The sequence below is a fragment of the Vibrio fortis genome (assembly GCF_024347475.1).
In the GTDB taxonomy this organism is placed as follows: domain Bacteria; phylum Pseudomonadota; class Gammaproteobacteria; order Enterobacterales; family Vibrionaceae; genus Vibrio; species Vibrio fortis.
In genome coordinates, this window is the sequence record NZ_AP025487.1 from 3016739 (window position 1) to 3043596 (window position 26858).

Below are 26858 nucleotides of genomic sequence, written 5' to 3' on the forward strand. Positions count from 1 at the left end.
TCTAATTAAGGAGGATTTACCATGTCACACACCTTTCCAGAATTGCCTTATGCTTACGACGCTTTAGAGCCTTACATTGACGCAAAAACAATGGAGGTTCACTACAGTAAGCACCACAGAACCTATTACGATAAGTTCATGGCAGCGATCTCAGGTACCGATTTAGAGACGCAGCCTCTAACAGAAATTTTTGCCAACATCTCTAAGCATTCACCAGCAGTACGTAACAACGGTGGTGGCTACTACAATCACATTCTTTACTGGAACTGCATGTCTAAAGACGGTGGCGGTGAGCCAAGCGGTGATCTAGCCAAAGAAATTCTGGCGACATTTGGCGACTTAGAAAGCTTTAAAGATCAGTTTGCTCAAGCCGCTATCAACACCTTTGGTTCGGGCTTCGCTTGGCTTGTCGTTAAAGATGGCGCACTGAAAATCGTCTCTACCTCCAACCAAGATAACCCTTGGATGGATGCGGTGGACAGCCAAGGTGAACCTATCCTAGCGCTTGATGTTTGGGAACACGCTTACTACATCAGCTACCAGAACCGTCGTCCAGATTACATAAATGCATGGTGGAATGTGGTCAATTGGGATGCCGTTGCCGAAAACTACGCGCAGGCACTCGCTAACAACGCTTAATCCTTCGGTGGCAACTGTACTCACCCAGCTTGCCACCGTATACTCAAGCTACTTTTTATCTATCTAGTGAACCAGTATGTTTGATATCGCGCTTTACGAACCTGAAATTGCACCTAACACGGGTAACATCATTCGCCTTTGTGCCAACTGTGGCGCCAACCTACACCTGATTGAACCACTTGGTTTTGATTTAGAAGAGAAAAAAGTACGCCGCGCAGGGTTGGACTACCATGATCTAGCTCGTGTAAAACGTCACAAGAACCTTGAAGCGTTTCTAGAATATTTAGAGAACGAGCGCGAGGGTGAGTTTCGTATTTTTGCCTGCACTACCAAAACCACAGGTCATCACGTGGACGCGAAATTCCAACAAGGTGATGTACTGATGTTTGGCCCAGAAACTCGCGGCCTACCAGCCGATCTAATTGAAAGCATGCCAATGGAGCAGCGCATCCGCATCCCAATGATGCCCGACGCACGTAGTCTAAACCTATCGAATGCCGTTGCGATCATCGCGTTTGAAGCGTGGCGACAAATGGGTTTTGAAGGCGCTGTTTAGCTAGAAATCGAATATAGACAATAAAAAAGGCTCTCTCCTTTTGTTCTAATAAAGGAGAGAGCCTTTTTTGATGGTGGGATAGAAATTAGTTCAAACGGTTACGATCGTTGTTATCGTCGTCTTTCTTCTCAAACTCACCCTCGAAGGTGTTTCCGCCTTTCGATTGGTCAAATGGGTCTTGCTTAAACGAACCTGAGTTGAATGGGTCATCTCCAAATGGGCTCTGACCAAAACCAGCATGACCACCAGCATGGAAGCCACCGGATACATTCTTCACCACCATTTTTTCCATCAGCTTTTTCGCGATAGCGGCGCGCGGCGCAGGCAACAATACCAACATACCTAAAGCATCAGTCATAAAACCTGGGGTTAATAGCAATACACCCGCCACAGCAAGCATAACGCCCTCAAGAATTTGTTGCGCTGGCATTTCGCCTTGCTGCAGACGACCTTGCACCGACATTAATGTCTGAATGCCTTGGCTACGTACCAGAGACGCACCAACAAATGCCGTCACTAACACCAAAGCGATTGTTGGCCACAATCCTAAGAAGCCACCAACTTGAATAAATAAGCCGATCTCAATGATAGGCACAAAGATAAATAGTAATAATAAGATAGGAAACACAAGCCCTCCTTTGTTGTGTTCAGTGTACGTTGAAAGCTGTATCAATCACAAATTTATCCTGTAAATAAGCGTGTCCCATCTTCAAAAAATAGTTTGCAAAAGATTGACGAAACAAAAGCAAAAAAGGTGATCAACTTACTATTTTTATGCGCTAGGTACAGTATTATGTGCCACATAAGTCAGGACGGATTTATCAGCCCAAAATTCTAGTGAACGGAGTTTCGCGTAACGAATAGGCTAATAACTAACTATATTATCAGAATAATTCTCTAAGGATCCTGTTATGGCTACTCAATCTAAAGCTCCTGTTGAAGCTCCTCAAGCCACTCGTCTCGAAGAAGATCTATTAGGTCAACGTCATGTTCCGGCTGATGCTTACTACGGCATCCACACTCTACGCGCTATCGAAAACTTTAACATCTCAAGTGTAACTATCTCAGACGTACCTGAGTTTGTGCGCGGTATGGTGATGACGAAGAAAGCTGCTGCTTTAGCAAACAAGGAGTTAGGTGTAATTCCAAGTGAAGTAGCGAAGCACATCATCGCAGCATGTGACCTTATCCTAGATACGGGTAAGTGCATGGACCAATTCCCTTCTGACGTGTTCCAAGGCGGTGCTGGTACTTCTGTAAACATGAACGCAAACGAAGTGGTTGCGAACGTGGCTCTTGAACTTATGGGCAAAGAGAAAGGCCAATATGAGTTCATCAATCCAAATGACCACGTAAACAAGAGTCAATCAACTAACTGTGCATACCCAACGGGTTTCCGTATCTCTGTTTACAACAGTGTACGTAAGCTTATCGATGCTATCGAATACCTAAAAGGTGCATTCGAGCTTAAGAGCCAAGAGTTCAACACGGTTCTTAAAATGGGTCGTACTCAACTGCAAGACGCAGTGCCGATGACAGTGGGCCAAGAGTTCCACGCTTGGGCAGTGACGATCAACGAAGAGATCAAAAACCTAGAGTACACATCAAAGCTGCTTCTAGAAGTAAACCTAGGTGCAACTGCGATCGGTACTGGTCTAAACGCAGCACAAGGTTACCAAGAGCTAGCGGTTAAACACCTTGCTGAAGTAACTGGCCTAGAAGTTTCTCCAGCAGAAGACCTAATAGAAGCAACGTCAGACTGTGGCGCATACGTAATGACTCACGGCGCACTGAAGCGTCTAGCGGTTAAACTGTCTAAGATCTGTAACGACCTACGCCTGCTTTCTTCTGGTCCACGCGCGGGTCTAAACGAGCTGAACCTTCCTGAGCTTCAAGCAGGTTCTTCAATCATGCCGGCTAAAGTAAACCCTGTAGTGCCTGAAGTAGTAAACCAAGTGTGCTTCAAAGTACTCGGTAACGACAACACGGTTTCTTTCGCAGCAGAAGGCGGTCAGCTTCAACTGAACGTAATGGAACCTGTCATTGCACAAAGCATGTTTGAGTCTCTAGACATTCTAACTAATGCTTGTGTGAACCTACGTGACAAGTGTGTTGATGGCATTACCGTGAACAAAGAAGTGTGTGAAGCGCACGTGTTTAACTCTATCGGTATCGTAACTTACCTAAACCCATACATTGGCCACCATGAGGGTGACATCGTTGGTAAGATTTGTGCAGAAACCGGCAAGAGCGTTCGCGATGTGGTTCTAGAACGCGGTCTTCTAACTGAAGAAGAACTTGATGACATTTTCTCAGTTGAAAACTTGATGCGTCCTCAGTATAAAGGCAAACGCTACGAGTAAGTTTGAATGTAGGGCTCCCAACGGAGCCCTTTTTTAGTCTCGAAAACGATTAACCATAAATTTGGAGTGGTTTTATGGCGAGACAAATTCTTACAGTGGCTTCTAGCCAAGGTTCTATTATTTGAACACTCAGTGGCGAGTTTTCAGATAATAAAATCTAAAAATGAGGTGTTACTATGATTGCAGTAGAACTGTTCGTTGTCCTACTCTTTATCTTTTTAGGGGCCAGAATTGGCGGTATTGGCATCGGCTTTGCCGGTGGTGCAGGTGTTATCGCACTGTCGCTGATTCTTGGCGTTCCAACCAGTCAATCTTTTATCCCAATTGACGTTATTCTGATCATCATGTCAGTTATCACTGCTATTGCAGCTATGCAGGTCGCAGGTGGTATGGACTGGTTAGTTCAGATTGCAGAAAACTTTTTACGCAAACATCCTGAGCGCATTACTTTCTATGCACCGATCGTGACGTTCTTGATGACACTAATGGCCGGTACAGGTCACACAGCGTTCTCGACTCTACCTGTAATTGCAGAAGTAGCGAAAGGCCAAGGTGTTCGTCCATCTCGTCCATTATCTATTGCAGTTGTCGCATCTCAGATTGCGATCACCGCTTCACCAATCTCAGCGGCGGTTGTTGCTTTTGCTGCGATGCTAGCGCCATTTGGTGTGGATTACCTAACACTACTAATGGTGTGCATCCCAACGACTTTCATCGCATGTATGGTTGGTGCAGTTGTTGCGAACTACATGGGCAGTGAGCTTAAAGACGATCCTGTATACCAAGAGCGTCTAGAGAAAGGCCTAATCAAGCTAGCAACAGAAGAGAAACGCGAGATCCTACCTACAGCGAAGAAAGCGACTTACATCTTCCTAGCGGCTATCGGCTTTGTGGTTTGCTACGCAGCGGCGATCTCTAGCTCTGTGGGTCTAATCGAAAACCCTGCACTAGGCCGTAACGAAGCGATCATGTCTGTGATGCTAGCAGCAGCGGCTGCGATTGTACTGTTCACTAAAATCGATGCAGCGAAGATCTCTTCAGCACCAACATTCCGTTCAGGTATGACAGCGTGTGTGTGTGTACTTGGTGTGGCTTGGTTAGGTTCAACGTTTGTAAACGCGCACGTTGCAGAGATCAAAGATGTGGCGGGTGCATTACTGTCTGACTACCCATGGATGCTAGCACTGGTTCTATTCTTTGCTTCTATGCTGCTTTACTCTCAAGGCGCAACAACCGTTGCTCTTATGCCTGCAGCACTGGCAATTGGCGTAGCGCCTCTAACTGCGGTAGCGTCATTTGCAGCAGTAAGTGCTCTGTTCGTTCTTCCAACTTACCCAACTCTGCTTGCAGCGGTTGAGATGGATGACACAGGCTCAACCCGTATCGGCAACCTTGTGTTCAACCACCCATTCTTTATTCCGGGTGTGGTAACTATCGCAACAGCGGTTGCGCTTGGCTTTGGCTTCGGTGGCTTGTTCATCTAATCAGAATCAATCAGTTAACTTTAAAAGGAAGCTTCGGCTTCCTTTTTTTGTTTCACAACAACCATGAAGCCTCTCTTGGTATAACCAAAACATTTTTAGAATAAAAGCGGCAATTTGAAACTTATTAGTCAGCAATAAGGTCTGATTAAGTTAATATCGCTGTTAACTTAATCAAGATGACTTCACTTATGCGCGCATTTCTCATCACGCTGTGTGTTGGACTGCTTAGTTTGTCCCATTCAGCCTATGCTCTCTTTGGTAATAACGACCAAGGACTTGAACTCAACTCAGCCAATAGCTTTGTTCCTGTTGATCAAGCATTCCCTTTTAACTACTACCAGCAAGACGGCAAGGTCCTTATAGACTGGCAAGTAAAAGAGGGTTACTACCTCTATCAGCACAGTCTTGATTTTACGGGTAAAAACCTCGCGATCGGCTCAGTCGAAATTGAAAACGGACAGCCATATCAAGACGAGTTTTTTGGTGAGGTAAGCATTTACACTCAACCACTGTTTGTGCAAGTTCCACTACAAAGCTACCAAGATGGTTCTCAGCTTATCGTTAAGTATCAGGGCTGTGCCAAAGCTGGGTTCTGTTACCCACCCGAAATTCGTGTCATTGATATCGAGCCATTTACGCCATCAGCAGACGTAGCCAATGCTTCAAATACAACGGCCAATAACGAAACATCAGAGCAGGCAACTTCAACACCTCTCGCGGAAGAACGCAGCGCGGCTCCAGTTTCAAAAGAAGCAGGACTTGCTGAACAGCTTAGCGACAGTTGGTGGACGCCATTACTATTCTTAGCTCTCGGTGTTGGCCTTGCCTTTACACCATGTGTACTGCCGATGTATCCGATTCTGACGGGCATTGTGTTGGGTGGCGGAAAGCTAAGCCAAGGCCGTGCACTGATGCTGTCGTTCATTTATGTACAGGGGATGGCACTGACCTACACCCTACTGGGTCTTGTTGTAGCATCGGCTGGCATGCAATTCCAAGCCGCAATGCAGCACCCTTATGTACTGATGGGCCTAAGTATCCTATTTGTGGCGCTGGCACTGTCGATGTTTGGTGTCTACAACCTACAGCTTCCTAGCAGTGTTCAGACTTGGCTCAATAACCAGAGCAATAAGCAGCAAGGCGGTAATACTCTAGGTGTGTTTGCGATGGGTGCGATCTCTGGCTTGGTGTGCTCACCATGTACCACCGCACCTCTCTCTGGTGCTCTACTTTATGTGGCACAAAGTGGTGATCTGTTTACTGGTGGTATTGCCCTGTATACATTAGCAATGGGGATGGGTATTCCACTGATGCTAGTTGCAGTATTTGGCAATAAACTGCTACCAAAAGCGGGCAGCTGGATGGACAAGGTCAAAATCGTGTTTGGCTTTATTCTACTGGCAGCCCCTATCTTCCTATTAGAGCGCATTATCCCTGAGTTTTGGGCAACGGTATTGTGGTCAACATTGGGCTTTGTTGCTTTTGGTTGGCTGTATCACAGCAAAAACTCTCTGCCATTTGGTGGTTGGAAACAGAGCGCAGTCGGTATTATTGCCATGCTTGGTTTATTCGCATCAGCACAACCGGCTCTGAATTATTGGTTTGCAGAGAAGAGTGTTGAGCAGGTTGCTCAAATTGAGTTTGCTCGTATCAATACCGTTGAGGAGCTTGAGATCCAGCTTATCGAGGCGAAGAAGCTTGGTAAGCCAGTGATGCTCGACTTCTATGCTGATTGGTGTGTGGCATGTAAAGAGTTCGAGAAGTACACCTTCCATCAAGCCGATGTTGAAAATAAGCTTTCTGGTTTTGTTCTACTGCAAGCTGATGTGACGAAAAACTTACCTCAAGACATTGAACTGCTTAAACAAATGCAGGTGCTAGGTTTGCCAACTATTGAGTTCTGGGACGGTAAGGGTAACCATGTTCCAAATGCTCGAGTAACGGGTTTTATGAACGCCGAAACCTTCTTACAACACATGCAAAACCACCAGCTATAGCTACGCTGGCTGGATAAAATACGAGCCACGTTTTATTTCTCAAATGAGAGCTGAAACGTGGCTTTTACATTTTTATAAAACCTTTCCATACCCGCCTCTCAGCAAAAGTGGATATGCTTCAGACTTTTAGTGCATAAATATTGTCCGCATAGTCAATCGGGTCAATAATAAATGTTAACTAAATTGTTAAAAGTATGAACGTCATGGACTCGACCTATACCATCATCATTGCTGATGACCACCCTCTGTTTCGTAACGCCTTGTTTCAGTCAGTGCATATGGCGATCAGTGGCGCGAACCTTCTAGAAGCGGATTCTTTAGATGCTTTGCTGGCACTACTCAAGAAAGAAGACGAGCCAGATCTGCTACTACTCGACCTCAAAATGCCGGGTGCTAATGGCATGTCGGGACTTATTCAACTGAGAGCTGAATACCCAGATCTACCTATCGTGGTTATCTCTGCCAGCGAAGACGCTAGCGTTGTAACTCAGGTGAAGAGTCACGGTGCATTTGGCTTTATCCCTAAATCAAGTGATATGCGCGAACTCGTTAGCGCTCTCAATCAGGTCTTAAATGGCGACCCCTTCTTCCCTGAAGGCTTAATCACCAACAATGCTGCATGCAGCGATTTGGCGGAAAAAATTGCGACCCTAACACCACAGCAATACAAGGTTTTAGGGATGTTGTCTGATGGTCTGCTTAACAAACAAATTGCCTATGAACTCAATGTTTCTGAAGCAACCATCAAAGCCCATATGACTGCTATCTTCCGTAAACTGGACGTGAAAAACCGTACTCAAGCGGTGATCTTGTTGCAGCAAATGGAGACCGAAAGTTAACCTTTTTCGCAACATCTCACACAGTGATGACTTAAAAGGAATAATAGCCGCTATAATTTAAGCACTGCGAAATTAGCGGCTTCATCCCTCTGTCATTAACTCTGGGAGATTATCCTTGCTTACTAGTATCATCATTACTCAATTTGTCGTTCTTTGGGCGGTCATCGACCCAATTGGCTCCGTTCCTGTTTATCTATCACAAACACAGCATCTAACACCTAAACAGCGCCGCGCCGTTGCCCTTAAAGCGATCGCCATCGCCACTGGTGTACTGCTCTTTTTCCTTATCGCAGGCCAATTGCTTCTAGAAGCGATGCAGATCCCACTACCCGCCTTCCAAGCTGCTGGCGGACTCGTGCTGCTGCTGTTTGCGTTGACCATGATTTTTGGTGAGAGTAAGCCAGAGCAAGAACAGAAGATCTCAGAAGAGGTGTGCAGTAAGCAACTTTCCGATCTTGCCGTTTACCCACTGGCTATCCCTTCTATTGCCTCACCTGGCGCTATGATGGCGATTGTGATGCTGACGGACAATAATCGTTACTCATTGATCGACCAGAGTATTACCGCGGGTGTTATGGTGTTAGTGCTGGTTATCACCTTATTGCTGCTACTGGGCGCCACGAAGATCCAGAAGGTGATTGGGAATGTCGGCGCCGCCATCATCAGCCGTGTCATGGGACTTATTCTTGCAGCGGTTGCAGTAAACAACCTCCTGATGGGTATCAAAGACTTCTATCTGTAAAGTTTGATCGCCTTACAACATGGTTTGCTCTCAGCTTCAGCTTAGTTGAGAGCAGTGCCACTCCACTCATTTCCCCAAGAACACCTTCAAACAACCTCTCTTTCATCAACACAAAAAAATCCTCTTCCTTTTGAGTTTTCGCTCATCAAAAAGAGCCATTTCGTTAGACCTTTGGCTAATTTAACAACATTGTAACATCACATTTTTGAGTTAACTTGCGTTCTACCCCCCATAAAACAGCGACTTTCTAAACTTTTCGCCCCGACTAAAGTTGCACAGATCCCTTGACTTATCCTTGCTACATTTCAAATCGTAACATTACGTTAACACAAACATTCTACGGAATCGGAATAAAGGAGAAGGCAATGGCGTTCGAATCAACAGAACATGCTCAAGCCTATTGGAAGGAAAACTTGGGAATTATGGGGACTCTGCTGGCCATCTGGTTTGCAGTGTCTTACGGCGCTGGCATCTTATTTGTCGATGCGCTTAACACCGTACAACTAGGCGGTTTCAAGCTAGGGTTTTGGTTCGCTCAACAAGGGTCGATCTACACCTTTGTCGCCTTAATCTTTATTTACGTAGTGCGTATGAATGCGCTCGACAAGAAATACAACGTACAGGAAGACTAGAGGTTTAGAACATGGATATTCAAACTTGGACGTTTATTCTCGTCGGTATCACTTTCGCACTGTATATCGGCATCGCAATCTGGGCTCGTGCAGGCTCAACCAGTGAGTTCTACGTTGCGGGCGGTGGTGTACACCCAGTAGCAAACGGCATGGCAACCGCCGCGGACTGGATGTCGGCAGCGTCATTCATCTCAATGGCAGGTATCATCTCATTCGTTGGTTACGACGGTGCGGTATACCTAATGGGTTGGACAGGTGGTTATGTACTACTTGCACTCTGTTTGGCACCTTACCTACGTAAGTTCGGTCAGTTTACGGTTCCTGATTTCATCGGTGAGCGTTACTACTCGAAAACAGCGCGTATGGTAGCGGTATTCTGTGCGATCTTCGTATCGTTCACGTACGTTGCAGGCCAGATGCGTGGTGTGGGTGTTGTATTCTCGCGTTTCCTAGAGGTTGATATCAACCTAGGTATCATCATCGGTATGGGTATTGTGTTCTTCTACGCAGTACTTGGCGGCATGAAAGGCATCACTTATACGCAGGTAGCTCAATTCTGTGTCCTCATTTTCGCTTTCCTTGTGCCAGCTATCTTTACGTCAATCATGATGACAGGTAACCCTCTTCCACAAATCGGTATGGGTTCAACGATTTCAGGAACGGACGTTTACCTGCTCGATAAACTGGATGGGTTAACCGAAGAGCTCGGATTTACCGCCTATACCGAAGGTAATAAGAGCATGGTGGATGTATTCTTCATCTGTGCAGCTCTAATGGTGGGTACTGCGGGTCTACCACACGTAATCATCCGTTTCTTCACGGTACCAAAAGTACGTGATGCTCGTATCTCAGCGGGTTGGGCACTACTGTTCATCTCACTACTTTACACAACAGCACCAGGTGTAGCAGCGTTTGCTCGTGTAAACATGATTGAGACAATCAACGGTCCTGACATGCAAGGTGTTCCAGCAGCAGAAGCTCCAAGCTGGTACAAAAACTGGGAAAGCACTGGTCTAGTAGGCTGGGAAGATAAGAATGGCGATGGCAAGATGTTCTACTCGGGCGATGAGCGCAACGAGATGAAGATCAACCGTGACATCATCGTACTTGCTTCTCCAGAGCTTGCGAAACTACCAAACTGGGTTGTAGCACTATTGGCAGCCGGTGGCCTTGCAGCCGCACTATCAACAGCAGCAGGTCTACTACTGGTAATCTCAACATCCATCTCGCATGACTTGTTGAAGAAAGGGTTTAGACCAAACATGAGCGACAAGCAGGAATTGTTAGCCGCTCGTCTGGCAGCAATGGTCGCGATTATTGGTGCAGGTTACTTGGGTATTAACCCACCAGGCTTCGTAGCACAGGTAGTAGCGTTTGCATTCGGCTTAGCCGCAGCATCCTTCTTCCCAGCGATTATCCTAGGTATCTTCTACAAGAAGATGAACAAGGAAGGTGCAATTGCAGGTATGTTGGCGGGTATCCTATTCACAGCGTCATACATCATCTACTTCAAGTTCATCAACCCAGCAGCAAGCACGCCAGACAACTGGTGGTTCGGTATCAGCCCAGAGGGCATCGGTACGCTAGGTATGTGTCTGAACTTCGTAGTATCTATCGCGGTGAACAAGGTTACAGCTGAAGTACCACAAGATGTACAAGAGATGGTAGAGAACATCCGTTACCCTAAAGGTGCAGGTGCAGCTCACGACCACTAAGCAACAACTCTCGCAAGAGACTAAAATAAACCAGTGCTTACATTGTAGGGATTAGGCACTGGTTCTCAGAAAGCCGATGCATCATGTATCGGCTTTTTCTTTTTGTCCCGCCACTTATAAAAAGAAAGGGTTGTTTTTAATATCTCATTTGATAATAATTATCATTAACATCAAATTAACGATGGTGAGAGATTAATGCAGCAACAGCAACTTATCTATTCCACTTTTTACAAAGCACAAGACCGTTTTCTCGCATGCGATGTGGTTGAGGGATATGAGCCATCAACAGTCCAAAGCTACATTGACTGCAGTCTAGAGCTTGCGCTTCAGTATGAAAAAGATAGTGAGCATGAAAACATTCTGCTGTGCGAACTGTTCCTCCGTCAGCTGTTCTTTCACCTAATAGAAGCCATCGAGTCACCACAACGCAGCCTGACCTTTCGTCGCGTTTGCCTTGATTTGATCCACACGCCGCTATTTTGTTTAAAGCGCCATTATTACCAACAGCCTAACGGTAAACACAAGTATTTACCGCTCCAACAAACCCTACAACAAGTCCAAGCTCCACTTGGCTAACAAGGATCCAGCATGACCCAAGAATTTCGAATCGAAAAAGACAGCATGGGTGAAGTAAAAGTACCAGCCAATGCACTTTACCAAGCACAAACCCAGCGCGCCGCTGATAACTTCTCTTTCAGTTCGCACACAATGCCTGCAAGCTTCATTCAAGCACTCGCTTTCATCAAACAGTCCGCCGCTAACACCAATGCTCAATTGGGTCATCTTGAGGGTGATATTGCTCATGCGATTATCGATGCAAGCCAAGAGATCATCGATGGCCAACACCTTGAACAGTTCCCTGTGGATGTTTACCAAACCGGTTCAGGCACCAGTTCCAATATGAATGCCAACGAGGTTATCGCAACGTTGGCTTCACGCGCACTGCAAGGCGATGTTAGCCCGAATGACCACGTGAATATGGGGCAAAGCAGTAACGATGTTGTACCGACAGCAATCCAAGTCAGCGTGGCACTAACGGTAGAGAAGCAGCTACTGCCAGCCCTTGCGCACTTATCAGATGTGTTAGCCACCAAACAGATGCAGGTTGCCGATGTGGTGAAGACAGGCCGCACTCACCTAATGGATGCCATGCCAATCACCCTCTCTCAGGAATTAGGTGGTTGGAAATTCCAAATTGACCATGCAAAACAAGGCATTGAATCGAGCTTGGAGGCAGTAAAAGCACTCGCTCAGGGTGGAACGGCCGTCGGCACCGGGATCAACGCCGATCCACGATTTGCTGATGCCTTCGCGCACAACCTATCTCAAACAACGAAACTGCAATTCAGTTCGAGCGAAAACTTCTTCTTCAATCTCAGCAGCCAAGATGCGATCGTTGCCCTATCTGGACAGCTTAAAACGGCAGCAGTTGCGATCATGAAGATCGCAAACGATCTTCGTTGGATGAACTCTGGTCCATTGGCGGGTCTTGGCGAAATTGAACTGCAAGCTCTGCAGCCAGGCTCCTCTATCATGCCGGGCAAGGTAAACCCTGTGATTCCAGAAGCAGCAGCAATGGCGGCGGCGCAAGTGATTGGTAACGACACCACCATCACAGTCGCAGGTCAATCTGGCAACTTCCAGCTCAATGTGATGCTGCCAGTCATTGCACATAATGTGCTTGAAAGCATCGAACTGCTGAGCAACAGCTCGGTGGCACTGGCAGATAAAGCCGTAGCGACCTTCACCGTTCGTCAAGACAACCTTGATGAAGCCTTAGCGAAGAACCCAATTCTAGTGACGGCGCTCAACCCAGTTATTGGTTACCTAAAAGCGGCTGAGATTGCTAAGATGGCTTACAAAGAAGGTCTATCAATCTTAGATGTAGCGGAACGTGAAACCGATATTCCACGTGAAGAACTAGCGAGCTTATTGAACCCAAGCCAGCTGACTAAAGGCGGGATTGCAGGCTGATTAAGCCCAATAAAAAAGCGAAGCCGACAGTTGGCTTCGCTTTTGGCCTACCATGTTCCAAATACTAATTAAGCGACACGATTGAGCACAGCCCTGAGTTTCAGTGGCTTAACTGGCTTGGCAATAAAACTAAAACCATGCGCTTTGATTGCCGCTAACATGTCATCAGTACGATCAGCACTAATGATCACTCCTTCGAAGCTATCACCCAGTCTCAAGCGACATTGCTGCAGAACTTCGAGGCCAGTGCGCCCGTTATCGAGTCGATAATCCGAGAAGATCACGTCCGGTTGCCAACTGTCTTCCAGACACTTCAAGCTCTCGACCAGATCCCCCGCAGTTCGCACATCGCATCCCCAGCGACCAATCAGATTCTCCATACCGACCAGAATGTCACGCTCGTTATCCACACACAGAATTTTCAGTTGCGCTATCTCGCTGTTGACGGTCGGTGCCGCGACTTGTGGTGCAGCCACTACCTTCTCAGCCCGTGGCAAGGTAATCGAGAACACGCTGCCCTCGTCCGGCCAAGAGCGCATCGAAATTTCATGTCCAAGGACGTGTGCGATCCCTTTTGAAATCGCCAAGCCTAGCCCTAGCCCTTGATCTGAACGCACTTGGCTACCACGAGTGAACTCTTCAAAGATCTCTTGCTGCTTATCTTCATCGATACCAGTGCCGTTATCCCACACATCGATTCGCACTCGACCATTCACGCGCCGTGCGCCCAACACAACTTTACCACTAGGGTTATAACGGAAGGCATTGGTCAAAAAGTTCTGAATCACGCGACGCAGCAGTTTCGGATCCGACTGAATAAACAGCGATGATGGCACCATATGGAAATCGATATTTTGTTGCCCTGCCAAAGCGCTAAATTCTGCGTTGAGATTGGACAAGACATCATTGATCGCGAAGCCATGAACGTTGGTTTCTAGCTTGCCGGACTCAAGGCGCGAGATATCAAGCAGGTCACCAATCAAATCCTCTGCCGCACCCAGCGCACTCTCGATATGCGAAGAGAGTTGCTTAACCTCTTGCTCTTTTGCTACCTCAGATAGCGATGAAGCGAACAAACGTGCCGCATTCAATGGCTGCATCAAGTCGTGACTCACAGCGGCCAAAAAGCGCGACTTGGATTGTGATTCCTGCTCTGATACTTGCGTTGCTTTCACCAAACGTTGGTTGAGCTTTTCGAGCTCTTGCGTACGCTCGTGGACGCGACTTTCTAGACTTTCGTTGGCGTCTTTCAGCGCCTGCTCCGCTTGTCTAAACACCGTGATGTCGGTAAAGCTCATCACAAACCCACCACTTGGCATCGGGTTACCTTGCACTTCGATTACTCTGCCATCTGGTCTCACGCGTGAAGAGGTATGACGGGTACCTTGCTCAAGGTGAAAGATGCGTCGCTTAACGTGGTCTTCCGGATCGCCCGGCCCACACAAGCCTTGTTCGGCATTGTGTCGAATCACATCGGCTATTGGCCTACCGACCTGAATCAGTCCGCTAGGGAATACAAACAACTCAAGATAACGCTGGTTCCATGCCACTAAACGTAATTGTTGATCAACTACCGCAATGCCTTGACCGATATGTTCAATCGCCCCTTGCAATAACCCACGACTGAAGTCATACAGTTCAGAGGCCTCATCAACGATGGTCGCGACCTCTTCGAGCTGCATGTTTCTTCCCTGCAGAGCGGAAGTAAGTACTAACTTAGCTGAAGAGGCTCCAAACACACCGGCGAGCACACGTTCAGCATGTCGGATCAAACTGGCGGGAGATTGCTGGTTGGGCAGCAATGGCCGACCTTGCTGCTGCCAATACGCCTGAAAGGCACTTTTCGCACGCTTGCGCCCTACAAAGCGTGAGGCGAGCATCTCTAGCTCAGCAACCGTCACACGGCTCTGGTAGAGGCTCATGTTTTCGTTTTCAGGTAACGGGGCACCAACGAATGCCGCCGATTGTAAGCGCTCACTTAGGCTTGGCCTTGTCGACAGAGATATCACCACATAACAGAGTGTGTTCACAGTAATACTGAGCACGATACCCCAGTTAGAGCTACTAACATCCCAGTTAGCCAGTAGGTCAGGTGGCGTGATAAGCCACAGCAGTAAATTACTCTCCTGATCGCCTGCCAACATACTGGTTTGGCTCATTAAAGTGATCAACCAAATCAGGGAGCCGAACAACAAACCAACATAGACACCTTTGCGGTTGCCCAGTCGCCAGTACATACCACCAATCAGTGCTGGAGCAAATTGTGCGATGGCAGCAAACGAGAGAAAACCTATCGCAGAGAGTGAGTGGATACTATCTAAAGCTTGATAAAAGCCCCATGCTCCCAGCAGCAACAGTAAAATTAATGCGCGACGGATCACCAGCAGCAACCCAGAGAAGTGTCGGTGAGTACGCTGAGTCAGTCGCATACGGCGCAGCAATAACGGCATCACCAAGTCATTAGACACCATAATCGCCAGTGCAATCGTAGAAACGATCACCATGCCACTCGCCGCTGAAGTACCGCCAAGGAATGCCAGCAAAGCAATATTGTTAGCTCCTTCAGCCATTGGCAGACTGATCACATAGGTATCCGCAGGCATGCCCGTCAGTAACCCTTGTCCTGCCCACGCAATCGGCAGCACAAACAGCCCCATCAGGATCAGATAAACAGGGAATAACCAACGTGCAGTATGTAGATCTTGTGGCCTTTCATTCTCTACCACCATGGTGTGGAACTGTCGTGGCAAGCACACAATCGCCAGCATGGTCAGAACAGTATGAATAATGAGGGTGGGAATATTCGGTGATTCATAGGTCTGCGCAGCCACTTCCAGCAAGTCAATCTTATCGCTGCTGGTTGCGACATAAATGATAAACAGTCCGACGATTAAAAATGCCACCAGCTTGACGATCGATTCAAACGCGACCGCCATCATCATCCCGCGGTGGTGTTCGGTGTTATCGATATGACGGGTACCAAACAACATCGTAAAGATGGCTAAGGCCCCCACCACAAACCAAGAAACGTGGTAATCCTGATAACCAAAATCTTGCGCCAGACTCGGAGCAACAATATCGAGCCCCATGGTGATACCACGCAATTGCAAGGCGATATATGGAAGAATCCCCACCACGGCGATAATGGTTACGGTCACCGCAAGTCCTTGTGACTTGCCATAACGAGCCGCAATGAAGTCGGCAATCGAGGTGATATGTTCACGCTTGGCTATAACAATCAGCCGCGCCAATATCCGCCAACACAAAGTAAAAACAAGAATAGGGGCGATATAGATAGGAAGAAAAGACCAAGGGTTGTTACTGGCTTGCCCCACGGTGCCGTAGAAGGTCCACGAGGTACAGTAAACTGCAATAGACAGACTGTAGATCCAAGGTCGCCAACGCGATAACCAACGCGTTTGTCGATCTCCATACCAAGCAATTAAAAACAGCACGCCCAAATAGGCGAGTGAGACGGGGATTACGATCCATCCTTGCATTGCGAACCCTTTTCTTCCATAAAAAAACCTCTCCATAAGGGAGAGGTTTCATTTAACTCGCTAAGAGTAATCAACACAATCAGGTCGATTAATTTCTGTGCTTTAGACTCTAATTCTCTGCTTTAGCTGGAGTCACTTCCAATTCGACATCCACCACTGAACTGCGCTCATCAAGTTTAATAAACAGAGCAAATACACCCATTGCCGCCATCACCCAGAAAATATTCGCGCCCCACAGCTCATAGCCCCAACCACTTAAAGTAGTCATCAACGCGATAAAGGCACCAAGTGGGATCGCATTATAAAGAGCTTGCAGTGCCACCATCTTATTCTCTTCTTCCGATTGGATGTATTGGATCGCCGCAATATGTGCCATCGCGAACGTCACACCATGCAGCAACTGCACAAGTACCAGCCCCAAAATATCGGTTGTTGATGCGGTGATACCCCAACGCGCAATCACGCCCAACGCAGCAATAACAAATAATGTTCTGAGCGCCATGCCTGAGAAAAGTCGTTTACTTAAAGCAAACACACCCACTTCAGCAACCACCCCTAAACTCCATAAATAGCCAATGATGGCTTCAGAGTGGCCCGCTTCTTTCCAATAAATCGCGCTAAAACTGTAGTAAGCAGCGTGACTGCCCTGCAGCAGCGCCATTAAGGCAAGGAACTTCACCACCGAGCGCTCACGCATCAAGGCTCCCAACTTCGGACGCACTTGGTGTTGTTCAGATTGTGTCACTGGCATCAGATTTGGGTTTCGCATTGCCAGTATCAGAGAGACAAACACACCTGCCAATGCCGTATATAAGATCATATCGGTGCCAAATTGCGCGACCAGATAACCAACTACCGTCGAACCAGCAATAAACGCAATCGACCCCCAGAGTCGTGTGCGGCCGTAGTCCAATACCTTAAGTCGGCTGTAGTAGTTAGCCATGGCGTCGGATAACGGAACCACTGGCCCACAACAGAGGTTAAACAAGATGGTCGCTAACAGCATTAGTAGGAAGCTACCACCGGTAAAGAAATGAAACGCTACAAAAATCAGCGCCGCTAAACTGAGCCAGCGCAGCGCAGGCATTAAGTGCTCCGCTTTATGTACACGTGGTGTAATCAAGAGGTTCGCCACACATCGCGTCGCAAAACCCACACCGATCAACACACCGATATCGCCTGCTGAAACCCCTTGGTCTTCAAACCATAATGCCCAAAACGGCAGATACACACCGTAAGCGAAAAAGAAACCAATGAAATACTGAGATATCCACCCATAAGGGGAAGGGTTAAACATATATATACCTATAAAAACGATTGCAGAGAGGCAGCGGAGATTATGCCTCTCAAGAATCATATGAAAAAGGGAATAATTGCTGCTTTGAGTTTCCGTGTTATCTATGACTGCATCCGGCATCAAAATTACACGTTTAGACTAAAGTCGTCTGGAGCTTCAGTGAGTTTTTGTCAGACTTAACTTTAGGTTCTTCACTCTATCTGCGACGCTTATGCCTGATAAATTTAATATGCAGCACCCACCCTTCGATAGCTTATCTGAGGCAGAACAACTGACCCTACGTTCTGCGCTCGACGTGGTTTACTATCGTGCTCAAGAAACCATTCTCGAAGCGGATCGTCCAAGCCGCCATCTGCATATTTTAATCAAAGGTGCCGTGGAGGAGCGTGCTAGCCAAGATGGTGAAATTTACGCCCACTATGCGAACGACGATATCTTTGATGTACGCAGCCAATTTGAACCTCACACTAAACACCAGTACATCGCGCTAGAAGATACCCTCAGCTATCTGCTTCCGACCGACGTGTTCCTTGAGCTCTACAATGCCAATGGCCAGTTTGCGGCCTACTTTGATAACAACCTCGCCAAGCGTAAAGAACTCATAGAAGCCGCTAAACAGCAGCAAAACTTGGCTGAATTTATCTTAACCAAAGTCGACGATTCGATTTATCACCCACCTCTGATCCTAGAGCCTAATCAACCTATCAATGAAGTAACCAAAATCCTTAAAGAACAAGGGCTCGACTCGGCTTTAATTCATTTAGCCTATGATGATCCAAAAGCTTTTGGATCATCATGTACCTTACCCTATTCTATCGTCACACGAACCAACTTATTGCACGCTGTGATGCTTGAGGATTATCCCCTTGATGCCCCTGTGGGTGAGATAGCAACCTTCCCAGTTTTGCATGTTAATGATGGTGATTTTCTGTTTAACGCCATGATTAATATGACGCGTAATCGAGTAAAAAGGGTCATGGTTTGTGATGGGCAAGAAGCGGTTGGCATGCTCGATATGACGCAAATTTTGAGTGCATTCTCGACTCACTCTCACGTACTGACGCTACGAATTGCGCGCGCCACCAACATCGAAGAGTTGGCCATGGCTTCCAACAAACAGCGTCAATTGGTTGAGAGCCTAATCAGCAATGGCATTCGAACGCGCTTCATCATGGAGCTTATTTCTGCGGTTAACGAGCAGATCATCGAAAAAGCCTTTGAGTTGATTTTACCTCCTGCGCTGCAGAATCACTGTTGCCTAATTGTGCTCGGCTCTGAGGGGCGCGGAGAACAGATACTCAAAACCGACCAAGACAACGCGCTGATCATTCAAGACGGTTTAGAGTGGCATCACTGTGAAGAGGTCATGGCTGAGCTCACTCATACCTTGCAACAGCTAGGCTACCCGCTCTGCCCGGGCAATGTGATGGTGAACAATCCGAAGTGGGTACACTCACAACAGGGCTGGAAAGAAACCCTCTCGCAATGGGTGAAGAAAGCCACTCCAGATACAGTCATGGACATTGCTATCATGGCAGACGCCCATGCGGTGGCGGGCAATCGAGAGCTACTGCAACCCGTTAAAGATCACTTAAGAGATTTAATGGTGGGACAAGAACTCATCCTCACCGAATTCTGTCGCCCTGCCCTAAACTTCTCTGTTCCACTGTCTCTGTTTGGTAACGTGAAGGCATCAAAATCAGGCTTAGACATCAAACAGGGAGGCATTTTCCCTATCGTTCATGGCGTGAGAGCACTCAGCCTTGAACATGGTATCAGCGTCAACAACACCTTCGAACGCATCGAAGCGCTAGTGCAGAAGAATGTTCTAGAACAAAGCACCGCTGACAACCTCAGCGAAGCCCTAAAGCAATTCTTTAAGTGGCGTTTGTCCCAACGTTTATCGCAACAACACAGCAGCAACAAACTCGACGTAAAACTCATGGAGCGAGCCGACCGAGACCTACTCAGACACAGCTTGCATGTCGTGAAGAAGTTTAAGCAGTGGTTGGGCTATCACTACCAAATTAGGGATTAGATCACCATGAACCGATTAGTTCGCTATTACTGGTATCGAAAGCTCAGAGGTTCTCCCTATCAGGATCTCTTCACCACGAATTCTGGGCAAGAGTTGGTGTCGCTTGATTGTGAAACCACCAGCCTCGACCCTAATCAAGCAGAGCTGGTCTCGATCGCGGCCACCAAAATCGTCGGGAATCGAATCATTACCAGCCAGCCGTTTGAGGTCAGATTAAGAGCGCCTCAATCTTTAGATTCCAATTCGATAAAAATCCATCGAATCCGCCACCAAGACCTCAAACATGGCGTAGAAGAGAAACACGCCATCAGCGCACTGCTCGACTTCATCGGCAATCGACCTTTGGTCGGCTACCACATCCGTTACGACAAAAAAATTCTCGATAAGGCGTGTTTAAAACATTTTGGCTTTCCGATGCCTAATCCCTTAGTAGAAGTCAGCCAACTCTATCAAGAAAAGCTCGAAAAGCATCTGCCTAATGCCTATTTCGACCTAAGCCTCGATACCATCTGTCGCCAACTCGACCTACCGCTGCCCACCAATAAACACGATGCATTACAAGACGCTATCTCGGCTGCGCTGATATTTGTTCGTCTACAACATGGCGACTTACCGCGCTTTAACTCCTCTTATTCATAAATCAATATGCGTAAATAACTGAAACGATCCAACTCTCAAAAAAACACTTAACTCGCTATTTTTTAAGTAGAAACACGCTTCTCATCCTAAAGTCTAATTGTGGAAATGGCTCTGCTAGCCGACAGTGATAGCACAACGACAGTCCACTGACTTGACTTAGAAACTGAACATAAAGGAAGTTGCCAATTCATTAGGAATGTAGGCACAAGGAGAGATGCAATGAGTGAAGCACACGTTTATCCGGTAAAAGAAAACATCAAAGCAAATACACACGCGGATAATGACACTTACCTAGCCATGTACCAACAATCTGTTTCTGACCCTGAAGGCTTCTGGGGCGAGCATGGAAAAATCGTAGATTGGATTAAGCCTTTCACCCAAGTGAAAAGCACTTCATTTGACCCTGGCCACATCGACATTCGCTGGTTTGAAGACGGCACACTCAACGTGTCTGCTAACTGTATTGACCGCCACCTTGCTGAGCGCGGTGATGACGTCGCAATCATCTGGGAAGGCGACGATCCAGCTGACGACAAGACTCTAACCTTCAACGAACTGCACAAAGAAGTCTGTGAATTCTCTAACGCTCTTAAAGAGCAAGGCGTACAAAAAGGCGACGTAGTGTGTCTGTACATGCCAATGGTGCCAGAAGCGGCGGTTGCAATGCTTGCTTGTACGCGTATCGGTGCAGTTCATACTGTGGTATTTGGTGGTTTCTCACCAGAAGCTCTATCTGGTCGTATTATCGATTCCGATTCTAAAATCGTAATCACCGCAGATGAGGGTGTTCGTGGCGGCCGTGCCGTTCCTCTTAAGAAAAATGTCGATGAAGCTCTGACTAACCCTGAAGTAAAAACGATTCAGAAAGTTATTGTCATGAAACGCACTGGTGGTGATATTGATTGGCACGAGCATCGTGACGTTTGGTGGCATGAAGCAACGGCAAACGTATCGTCAGAGTGCCCACCAGAAGAGATGAAAGCAGAGGACCCTCTATTCATTCTCTACACATCTGGCTCTACAGGTAAACCTAAAGGTGTTCTACACACCACCGGTGGCTACCTTGTGTATGCAGCAATGACATTCAAATACGTATTTGACTACCAAGAAGGCGAAACCTTCTGGTGTACCGCGGATGTGGGTTGGATCACTGGTCACACCTACCTAATCTACGGCCCACTGGCGAACGGTGCTAAAACTATCCTATTTGAGGGTGTGCCTAACTACCCAAATACTAGCCGTATGAGTGAAGTGGTTGATAAGCACCAAGTCAACATCCTCTACACAGCACCAACAGCGATTCGTGCTCTGATGGCGAAAGGTAATGAAGCGGTTGAAGGCACTACGCGTAGCAGCTTGCGTATTATGGGTTCAGTCGGTGAGCCAATTAACCCTGAGGCGTGGGAGTGGTACTACAAAACGATTGGTAACGAGAACTCACCAATTGTTGATACATGGTGGCAAACTGAAACAGGCGGTATCTTGATCGCGCCTCTACCGGGTGCAACGGATCTAAAACCAGGCTCAGCGACTCGCCCATTCTTTGGTGTTCAACCGGCACTGGTTGATAACATGGGTAACATCATCGAAGGTGCAACCGACGGTAACCTAGTGATTCTTGACTCTTGGCCGGGGCAGATGCGTACTGTTTATGGCGACCATGAGCGTTTCGAGCAGACTTACTTCTCAACCTTCAAAGGTATGTACTTCACCAGTGACGGCGCTCGTCGTGATGAAGATGGCTACTACTGGATCACTGGTCGTGTCGATGACGTTCTAAACGTATCAGGTCACCGTATGGGTACTGCAGAGATTGAATCAGCGCTGGTTGCATTCGATAAGATCGCAGAGGCCGCGATTGTGGGTATCCCTCACGATATCAAAGGCCAAGCAATCTACGCTTACATCACCCTAAACGACGGTGAATTCCCAACAGCCGAACTTCATAAAGAGGTGAAAGACTGGGTGCGTAAAGAGATTGGTCCGATTGCAACACCAGATGTACTACACTGGACAGACTCTCTACCGAAAACACGTTCTGGTAAGATCATGCGTCGTATCCTACGTAAGATTGCAACAGGCGATACAGGCAACCTTGGTGATACGTCAACGCTTGCGGACCCAAGCGTGGTTGACAAGCTAATCGCAGAAAAAGCTGAGCTTGCATAAAACCGAAGATAAACAGTCCTAACGTGGGCATGTTTACCTGATATGTTTAAAACACCCCCATATGTAAACCGTCACCTGTGTGGCGGTTTTTTTATGCCTGATCTTGATCTCAAATATCCCGCTTTAAATTAAGGCTTCTCCCGTTTTTTGTTAACTTGGTAACAATTCTGGACCATTACATTAGGAGATTAGACCAGTAAATTGCTGCGATTTGCGCTGAATTAGCTATAATCTGGTTCTAATTTTTAAAATCGGTCGTTTTAGCTCTGGCAAAACGGCATGATTTGTAAATAAAATGGGACATTCACACTCGTCGTCACGATAAAGGAAGATAGCCCCACGATGTCTACAAAGTTTCGCATTCTAGTTTTAAATGGCCCAAACCTTAACCTTTTAGGCCTAAGAGAGCCTGCTCATTATGGTTCTCAAACACTTGACCAGATAATTAACGGTCTTAAAGAGCAAGCGAAAACGCAGGACGTTGAGCTATCTCACTTACAGTCAAATCGTGAGTACGAGCTAATTGAAGCCATTCACGGTGCATTCCAAAACATTGATTTTATTATTATCAATCCAGCGGCGTTCACACACACAAGTGTGGCACTGCGCGATGCACTGCTTGGCGTAGCAATCCCTTTTATTGAGGTGCACCTTTCGAATGTTCACGCGCGTGAACCATTTAGGCACCACTCTTACCTCTCAGACAAAGCCGAAGGGGTAATTTGTGGCTTAGGTGCACAAGGCTACCAATTTGCTTTGACCGCTGCGATCAACAAGCTTCAGTCAAAGTAACGAACATAACCGAACTAATAAACACCAGCTCCAGTCATAGAGCATGGTTAATTAACAAATAAGAGAAAGAAACGATGGATATTCGCAAAATCAAAAAGCTGATCGAATTGGTTGAAGAGTCTGGTATCGCAGAACTAGAAATCTCTGAAGGTGAAGAGTCAGTACGCATCAGCCGTAACGGCACTGCACCAGTAGCAGCACCAGTTCAATACGCAGCAGCGCCAGCACCTGTAGCAGCTCCGGCTCCTGCAGCGGCTCCAGCAGCAGCGGCGGCTCCAGAAGCAGCTGAAGCTCCAGCAGCAGTAACTGGTCACCAAGTTCTTTCTCCAATGGTTGGTACTTTCTACAGCGCACCAAGCCCAGACGCAAAACCATTCGTTAAAGTTGGTCAACAAGTTAACGCTGGCGACACGCTATGTATCGTTGAAGCGATGAAGATGATGAACCAAATCGAAGCGGACAAATCTGGTGTTGTAACTGCAATCCTAGTTGAAGACGGCCAACCAGTTGAGTTCGACCAAGCTCTAGTAATTATCGAATAATAGAGAAGCCTCATTATGTTAGATAAATTAGTAATCGCGAACCGTGGTGAAATTGCACTACGTATTCTGCGAGCATGTAAAGAGCTAGGCATTAAAACGGTAGCTGTTCACTCAACAGCTGACCGTGACCTTAAGCACGTACTGCTTGCAGATGAAACTATCTGTATCGGTCCTGCTCGTGGTATCGATAGCTACCTGAACATCCCTCGCATCATTAGTGCGGCAGAGGTAACAGGCGCTGTTGCTATCCACCCAGGCTACGGCTTCCTATCTGAAAACGCAGACTTTGCTGAGCAAGTTGAACAAAGCGGTTTCATCTTCGTAGGCCCTAAAGCTGAAACTATCCGCATCATGGGTGATAAAGTTTCTGCAATCACGGCAATGAAGAAAGCTGGCGTACCTTGTGTACCTGGTTCTGACGGTCCACTAAACGACGACGAAGCAACCAACAAAGCTCACGCTAAGCGTATTGGCTACCCAGTAATCATCAAAGCATCTGGTGGCGGCGGCGGTCGTGGTATGCGTGTTGTTCGTTCTGAGAAAGAGCTAACTGAAGCTATCGCAATGACACGTGCTGAAGCAAAAGCATGTTTCAACAACGATATGGTTTACATGGAAAAATTCCTAGAAAACCCACGTCACGTTGAAGTACAAGTGATTGCTGATGGTCAAGGCGGTGCTATCCACCTTGGTGAGCGTGACTGTTCTATGCAGCGTCGTCACCAAAAGGTTGTTGAAGAAGCGCCAGCACCAGGTATTACTGCAGAGATGCGTAAGTACATTGGTGAGCGTTGTACTCGTGCTTGTCTTGAGATTGGCTACCGTGGTGCAGGTACTTTCGAGTTCCTATACGAAAACGGCGAGTTCTACTTCATTGAGATGAACACACGTATTCAAGTAGAGCACCCAGTAACTGAAATGGTAACTGGCGTTGACCTAATCAAAGAGCAACTGCGTGTTGCTGCGGGTCAACCTCTGTCTTTCACTCAAGATGACATCAAGATCAGCGGTCACGCTATCGAGTGTCGTATCAATGCGGAAGACCCAGAGAAGTTCCTACCTTCACCAGGTAAGATCGAGCGTTTCCACGCGCCAGGCGGTATGGGCGTACGTTGGGATTCTCACATCTACACGGGTTACACAGTACCACCTCACTACGATTCAATGATTGGTAAACTAATCACTTACGGTGAGAACCGCGATGTCGCGATCTCTCGTATGAAGAACGCTCTGGGTGAGATGATTGTAGAAGGCATCAAAGTGAACATCCCTCTACAAGAGTCGATCATGAATGACGAGAACTTCCAACACGGTGGTGCAAACATCCACTACCTAGAGAAGAAACTTGGTCTTCAATAATCGGTTCATATAAGAACACAGTAAAATGCCCACCTCGGTGGGCATTTTTATTTTTAATAATTTTATAAATACAACTCACTGAAAAAACAAAATTAAATAGGTCAAATTCACATTTGGGCCTCTACTCTTCCCCAATATTACTGATCCTTTGTTCAAACAAGTCGTAGATCTGTGTGATGTAAAAATCACCTGGAGACAAGACAATGAAACTGATTAGAACTATTGCAATTGCGACCGCTCTTAGCGCAACGCTAGTAGGTTGTGATGACGACGACCCAAACTATATCTCAGCAGCAGACTCCTCTTACCTTCGCGTTTTCCATGCTGCTCCTGATGCACCTAAAGTCAACGTACTTCTTGATGGTCAACCGGCTCTCCAGAACGTTGATTATCAACAGTCTTCTGGACAAATCCCTGTTCCTTCCGGTACTCACACAGTGCAAGTTGATGCCATTCTCGCTGATGGCACTACCACCACTGTCGTTCCCGAAACCAGTCTCGACCTAATGGCGGGCCAGGAGTACAACGTGGTTGCCACAGGGAAAGTCGGCGACAACACGTTTGGACCACAAATCATAGCCAGGGACTACATGGTTCCGACCGATGCCCGAGTTCAAGTGATGCACTCAGCTCCTGATGCGCCCACTGTGGATGTGTTCATCACCGCACCCAATGCTGACCTGACAACAGCAACCCCCTTCGCCAACGATGTTTCGTTTCTCGGTGTGACCGATCCAATGAACGTTCCGGCAGCTACTTACCAAGTGCGTATCACCGATCCATCTGACCCAACCCAAGTATTTTACGACTCGGGGTCGATAGTGGTTCCTGCTGGCGCAGACTGGTTCGTCGCGGCCACCAATAACACCATGGCTGGTGCGTCGCCAGTGGCTCTGTTAGTAGACACCGGCAGCAGCTCATTGACCGTTCAAGACATCAATAGTGGCGCTGATATCCGCGTAGTACACACAATTTCAGATGCCCCAGGTGTTGATGTATGGGTGAATGGCACAGCACCTACCAGCGGATCGCCCCTGTTTAATCTAATGTACAAAGGTAAAACAGATTACCTAGCACTTGATGCTGCATCGACAGACTTTGCTGTAGCGGTTAACGGCAGCAGCCCTGTCAGTATCGTCAGTGCCCTTGGGCTATCCGCTTCACTTGCAGCGAATACAAACTACACCGCTTTGGCTATCGGCAACCTTGCAGATGGACTGAGTAACGATGAGCTTTACGTCGTGGAAGATGATGTAAGAAGAATCGCAACGGAAGCAAAACTTCGAGCGATTCACGCCTCGACCTTGGCAGGTGTTGTCGACATTTATGTCAGTGCAGACGCGACTCCAAGTTCTGACGACGTCATTTTGGAAGACATTCCTTATAAAGGTGACAGCGGTTTGCTACCCGTGATGCCGGGCACGGTATACATCATGATTACACCAGCCAACACGCCTAGTACTGTCGCTATCGGGCCTGTAATGCTCAATCTCACTGGCGGCTCTATCACAACGCTTGTTGCGATTGATGACCCTGTCGCACCCACCAGCGTATCCGCAATCAGTTTAGATGACTAATGAC

General features: G+C 47.2%; 21 protein-coding genes. 18 read left to right on the plus strand and 3 right to left on the minus strand.

What is annotated here, in order from left to right; all coding sequences use genetic code 11:
- Nucleotides 1–21: 21 nt before the first annotated feature.
- Nucleotides 22–639, plus strand: a complete 618-nt coding sequence (locus OCV50_RS13430; RefSeq protein WP_261903265.1) for a superoxide dismutase — start codon at nucleotides 22–24, stop codon at nucleotides 637–639.
- 76 nt (nucleotides 640–715) lie between these two features.
- A complete protein-coding gene (gene trmL / locus OCV50_RS13435) occupies nucleotides 716–1195 on the plus strand; it encodes a tRNA (uridine(34)/cytosine(34)/5-carboxymethylaminomethyluridine(34)-2'-O)-methyltransferase TrmL (RefSeq protein WP_261903266.1) in 480 nt (159 codons plus the stop codon).
- Between the two features lie 85 nt (nucleotides 1196–1280).
- Here the strand turns inward: trmL and OCV50_RS13440 are convergent, their stop codons facing one another.
- The gene (locus OCV50_RS13440) at nucleotides 1281–1823 is read right to left on the minus strand and encodes an FxsA family protein (protein WP_239841946.1); all 543 of its coding nucleotides are present in this window, start codon (nucleotides 1821–1823) and stop codon (nucleotides 1281–1283) included.
- Nucleotides 1824–2106: 283 nt separating this feature from the next.
- On the opposite strand from OCV50_RS13440, the gene aspA reads away from it, so the two are divergent.
- From aspA to OCV50_RS13485, 9 genes are all read left to right on the plus strand, one after another.
- Entirely contained in the window at nucleotides 2107–3558 is a 1452-nt protein-coding gene (gene aspA, locus OCV50_RS13445; protein WP_032549951.1) for an aspartate ammonia-lyase, read from the plus strand.
- 176 nt (nucleotides 3559–3734) lie between these two features.
- The gene (locus OCV50_RS13450) at nucleotides 3735–5042 is read left to right on the plus strand and encodes an anaerobic C4-dicarboxylate transporter (RefSeq protein WP_150869398.1); all 1308 of its coding nucleotides are present in this window, start codon (nucleotides 3735–3737) and stop codon (nucleotides 5040–5042) included.
- 188 nt (nucleotides 5043–5230) lie between these two features.
- Complete coding sequence (locus OCV50_RS13455; protein WP_261903267.1) at nucleotides 5231–7039, plus strand: protein-disulfide reductase DsbD; 1809 nt, start codon at nucleotides 5231–5233, stop codon at nucleotides 7037–7039.
- Between the two features lie 203 nt (nucleotides 7040–7242).
- A complete protein-coding gene (locus OCV50_RS13460; RefSeq protein WP_239841948.1) occupies nucleotides 7243–7878 on the plus strand; it encodes a response regulator in 636 nt (211 codons plus the stop codon).
- Nucleotides 7879–7993: 115 nt separating this feature from the next.
- Nucleotides 7994–8620 carry a MarC family protein gene (locus OCV50_RS13465; protein ID WP_239841949.1) on the plus strand — a complete coding sequence of 209 codons (627 nt, stop codon included), beginning with the start codon at nucleotides 7994–7996 and terminating at the stop codon, nucleotides 8618–8620.
- Between the two features lie 365 nt (nucleotides 8621–8985).
- Complete coding sequence (locus OCV50_RS13470) at nucleotides 8986–9252, plus strand: DUF4212 domain-containing protein (protein ID WP_239841950.1); 267 nt, start codon at nucleotides 8986–8988, stop codon at nucleotides 9250–9252.
- 11 nt (nucleotides 9253–9263) lie between these two features.
- Complete coding sequence (locus tag OCV50_RS13475) at nucleotides 9264–10967, plus strand: sodium:solute symporter family protein (protein ID WP_150869400.1); 1704 nt, start codon at nucleotides 9264–9266, stop codon at nucleotides 10965–10967.
- A gap of 195 nt (nucleotides 10968–11162) precedes the next feature.
- Nucleotides 11163–11543, plus strand: a complete 381-nt coding sequence (locus OCV50_RS13480) for a hypothetical protein (RefSeq protein WP_261903268.1) — start codon at nucleotides 11163–11165, stop codon at nucleotides 11541–11543.
- Nucleotides 11544–11555: 12 nt separating this feature from the next.
- A complete protein-coding gene (locus OCV50_RS13485) occupies nucleotides 11556–12941 on the plus strand; it encodes a class II fumarate hydratase (protein ID WP_261903269.1) in 1386 nt (461 codons plus the stop codon).
- Between the two features lie 68 nt (nucleotides 12942–13009).
- Here the strand turns inward: OCV50_RS13485 and OCV50_RS13490 are convergent, their stop codons facing one another.
- Together OCV50_RS13490 and OCV50_RS13495 are read right to left on the minus strand one after the other, a co-directional pair.
- Entirely contained in the window at nucleotides 13010–16441 is a 3432-nt protein-coding gene (locus OCV50_RS13490) for a hybrid sensor histidine kinase/response regulator (protein WP_239841953.1), read from the minus strand.
- Between the two features lie 109 nt (nucleotides 16442–16550).
- On the minus strand, nucleotides 16551–17738 hold the full coding sequence (locus OCV50_RS13495; RefSeq protein WP_261903270.1) for a 3-phenylpropionate MFS transporter: 1188 nt from the start codon (nucleotides 17736–17738) through the stop codon (nucleotides 16551–16553).
- Nucleotides 17739–17949: 211 nt separating this feature from the next.
- Here OCV50_RS13495 and OCV50_RS13500 point away from each other — a divergent pair, with 211 nt between their 5' ends.
- The 7 genes from OCV50_RS13500 (at nucleotide 17950) to OCV50_RS13530 (ending at nucleotide 26854) form a co-directional block, all read left to right on the plus strand.
- Nucleotides 17950–19776, plus strand: a complete 1827-nt coding sequence (locus tag OCV50_RS13500) for a DUF294 nucleotidyltransferase-like domain-containing protein (protein ID WP_261903271.1) — start codon at nucleotides 17950–17952, stop codon at nucleotides 19774–19776.
- 6 nt (nucleotides 19777–19782) lie between these two features.
- On the plus strand, nucleotides 19783–20415 hold the full coding sequence (locus OCV50_RS13505; protein WP_261903272.1) for a 3'-5' exonuclease: 633 nt from the start codon (nucleotides 19783–19785) through the stop codon (nucleotides 20413–20415).
- A gap of 219 nt (nucleotides 20416–20634) precedes the next feature.
- Nucleotides 20635–22584, plus strand: coding sequence for an acetate--CoA ligase (gene acs, locus OCV50_RS13510; protein WP_239841957.1), 1950 nt, complete (start codon nucleotides 20635–20637; stop codon nucleotides 22582–22584).
- 342 nt (nucleotides 22585–22926) lie between these two features.
- Nucleotides 22927–23376, plus strand: coding sequence for a type II 3-dehydroquinate dehydratase (gene aroQ, locus OCV50_RS13515; RefSeq protein WP_239841958.1), 450 nt, complete (start codon nucleotides 22927–22929; stop codon nucleotides 23374–23376).
- 74 nt (nucleotides 23377–23450) lie between these two features.
- Nucleotides 23451–23918, plus strand: a complete 468-nt coding sequence (gene accB, locus OCV50_RS13520; RefSeq protein ID WP_261903273.1) for an acetyl-CoA carboxylase biotin carboxyl carrier protein — start codon at nucleotides 23451–23453, stop codon at nucleotides 23916–23918.
- A gap of 15 nt (nucleotides 23919–23933) precedes the next feature.
- Nucleotides 23934–25277, plus strand: coding sequence for an acetyl-CoA carboxylase biotin carboxylase subunit (gene accC, locus OCV50_RS13525; protein WP_152469412.1), 1344 nt, complete (start codon nucleotides 23934–23936; stop codon nucleotides 25275–25277).
- Between the two features lie 203 nt (nucleotides 25278–25480).
- Nucleotides 25481–26854, plus strand: a complete 1374-nt coding sequence (locus OCV50_RS13530; RefSeq protein ID WP_261903274.1) for a DUF4397 domain-containing protein — start codon at nucleotides 25481–25483, stop codon at nucleotides 26852–26854.
- Nucleotides 26855–26858: the final 4 nt, after the last annotated feature.

What these genes read in the sequence shown, in the direction of transcription:
- OCV50_RS13430 (WP_261903265.1), top strand. Translation starts at nt 22, where the DNA reads ATGTCACACACCTTTCCAGAATTGCCTTATGCTTACGACGCTTTAGAG.
- trmL (WP_261903266.1), top strand. Translation starts at nt 716, where the DNA reads ATGTTTGATATCGCGCTTTACGAACCTGAAATTGCACCTAACACGGGT.
- aspA (WP_032549951.1), top strand. Translation starts at nt 2,107, where the DNA reads ATGGCTACTCAATCTAAAGCTCCTGTTGAAGCTCCTCAAGCCACTCGT.
- OCV50_RS13450 (WP_150869398.1), top strand. Translation starts at nt 3,735, where the DNA reads ATGATTGCAGTAGAACTGTTCGTTGTCCTACTCTTTATCTTTTTAGGG.
- OCV50_RS13455 (WP_261903267.1), top strand. Translation starts at nt 5,231, where the DNA reads ATGCGCGCATTTCTCATCACGCTGTGTGTTGGACTGCTTAGTTTGTCC.
- OCV50_RS13460 (WP_239841948.1), top strand. Translation starts at nt 7,243, where the DNA reads ATGGACTCGACCTATACCATCATCATTGCTGATGACCACCCTCTGTTT.
- OCV50_RS13470 (WP_239841950.1), top strand. Translation starts at nt 8,986, where the DNA reads ATGGCGTTCGAATCAACAGAACATGCTCAAGCCTATTGGAAGGAAAAC.
- OCV50_RS13475 (WP_150869400.1), top strand. Translation starts at nt 9,264, where the DNA reads ATGGATATTCAAACTTGGACGTTTATTCTCGTCGGTATCACTTTCGCA.
- OCV50_RS13480 (WP_261903268.1), top strand. Translation starts at nt 11,163, where the DNA reads ATGCAGCAACAGCAACTTATCTATTCCACTTTTTACAAAGCACAAGAC.
- OCV50_RS13485 (WP_261903269.1), top strand. Translation starts at nt 11,556, where the DNA reads ATGACCCAAGAATTTCGAATCGAAAAAGACAGCATGGGTGAAGTAAAA.
- OCV50_RS13490 (WP_239841953.1), bottom strand. Translation starts at nt 16,441, where the DNA reads ATGCAAGGATGGATCGTAATCCCCGTCTCACTCGCCTATTTGGGCGTG.
- OCV50_RS13495 (WP_261903270.1), bottom strand. Translation starts at nt 17,738, where the DNA reads ATGTTTAACCCTTCCCCTTATGGGTGGATATCTCAGTATTTCATTGGT.
- OCV50_RS13500 (WP_261903271.1), top strand. Translation starts at nt 17,950, where the DNA reads ATGCCTGATAAATTTAATATGCAGCACCCACCCTTCGATAGCTTATCT.
- OCV50_RS13505 (WP_261903272.1), top strand. Translation starts at nt 19,783, where the DNA reads ATGAACCGATTAGTTCGCTATTACTGGTATCGAAAGCTCAGAGGTTCT.
- acs (WP_239841957.1), top strand. Translation starts at nt 20,635, where the DNA reads ATGAGTGAAGCACACGTTTATCCGGTAAAAGAAAACATCAAAGCAAAT.
- aroQ (WP_239841958.1), top strand. Translation starts at nt 22,927, where the DNA reads ATGTCTACAAAGTTTCGCATTCTAGTTTTAAATGGCCCAAACCTTAAC.
- accB (WP_261903273.1), top strand. Translation starts at nt 23,451, where the DNA reads ATGGATATTCGCAAAATCAAAAAGCTGATCGAATTGGTTGAAGAGTCT.
- accC (WP_152469412.1), top strand. Translation starts at nt 23,934, where the DNA reads ATGTTAGATAAATTAGTAATCGCGAACCGTGGTGAAATTGCACTACGT.
- OCV50_RS13530 (WP_261903274.1), top strand. Translation starts at nt 25,481, where the DNA reads ATGAAACTGATTAGAACTATTGCAATTGCGACCGCTCTTAGCGCAACG.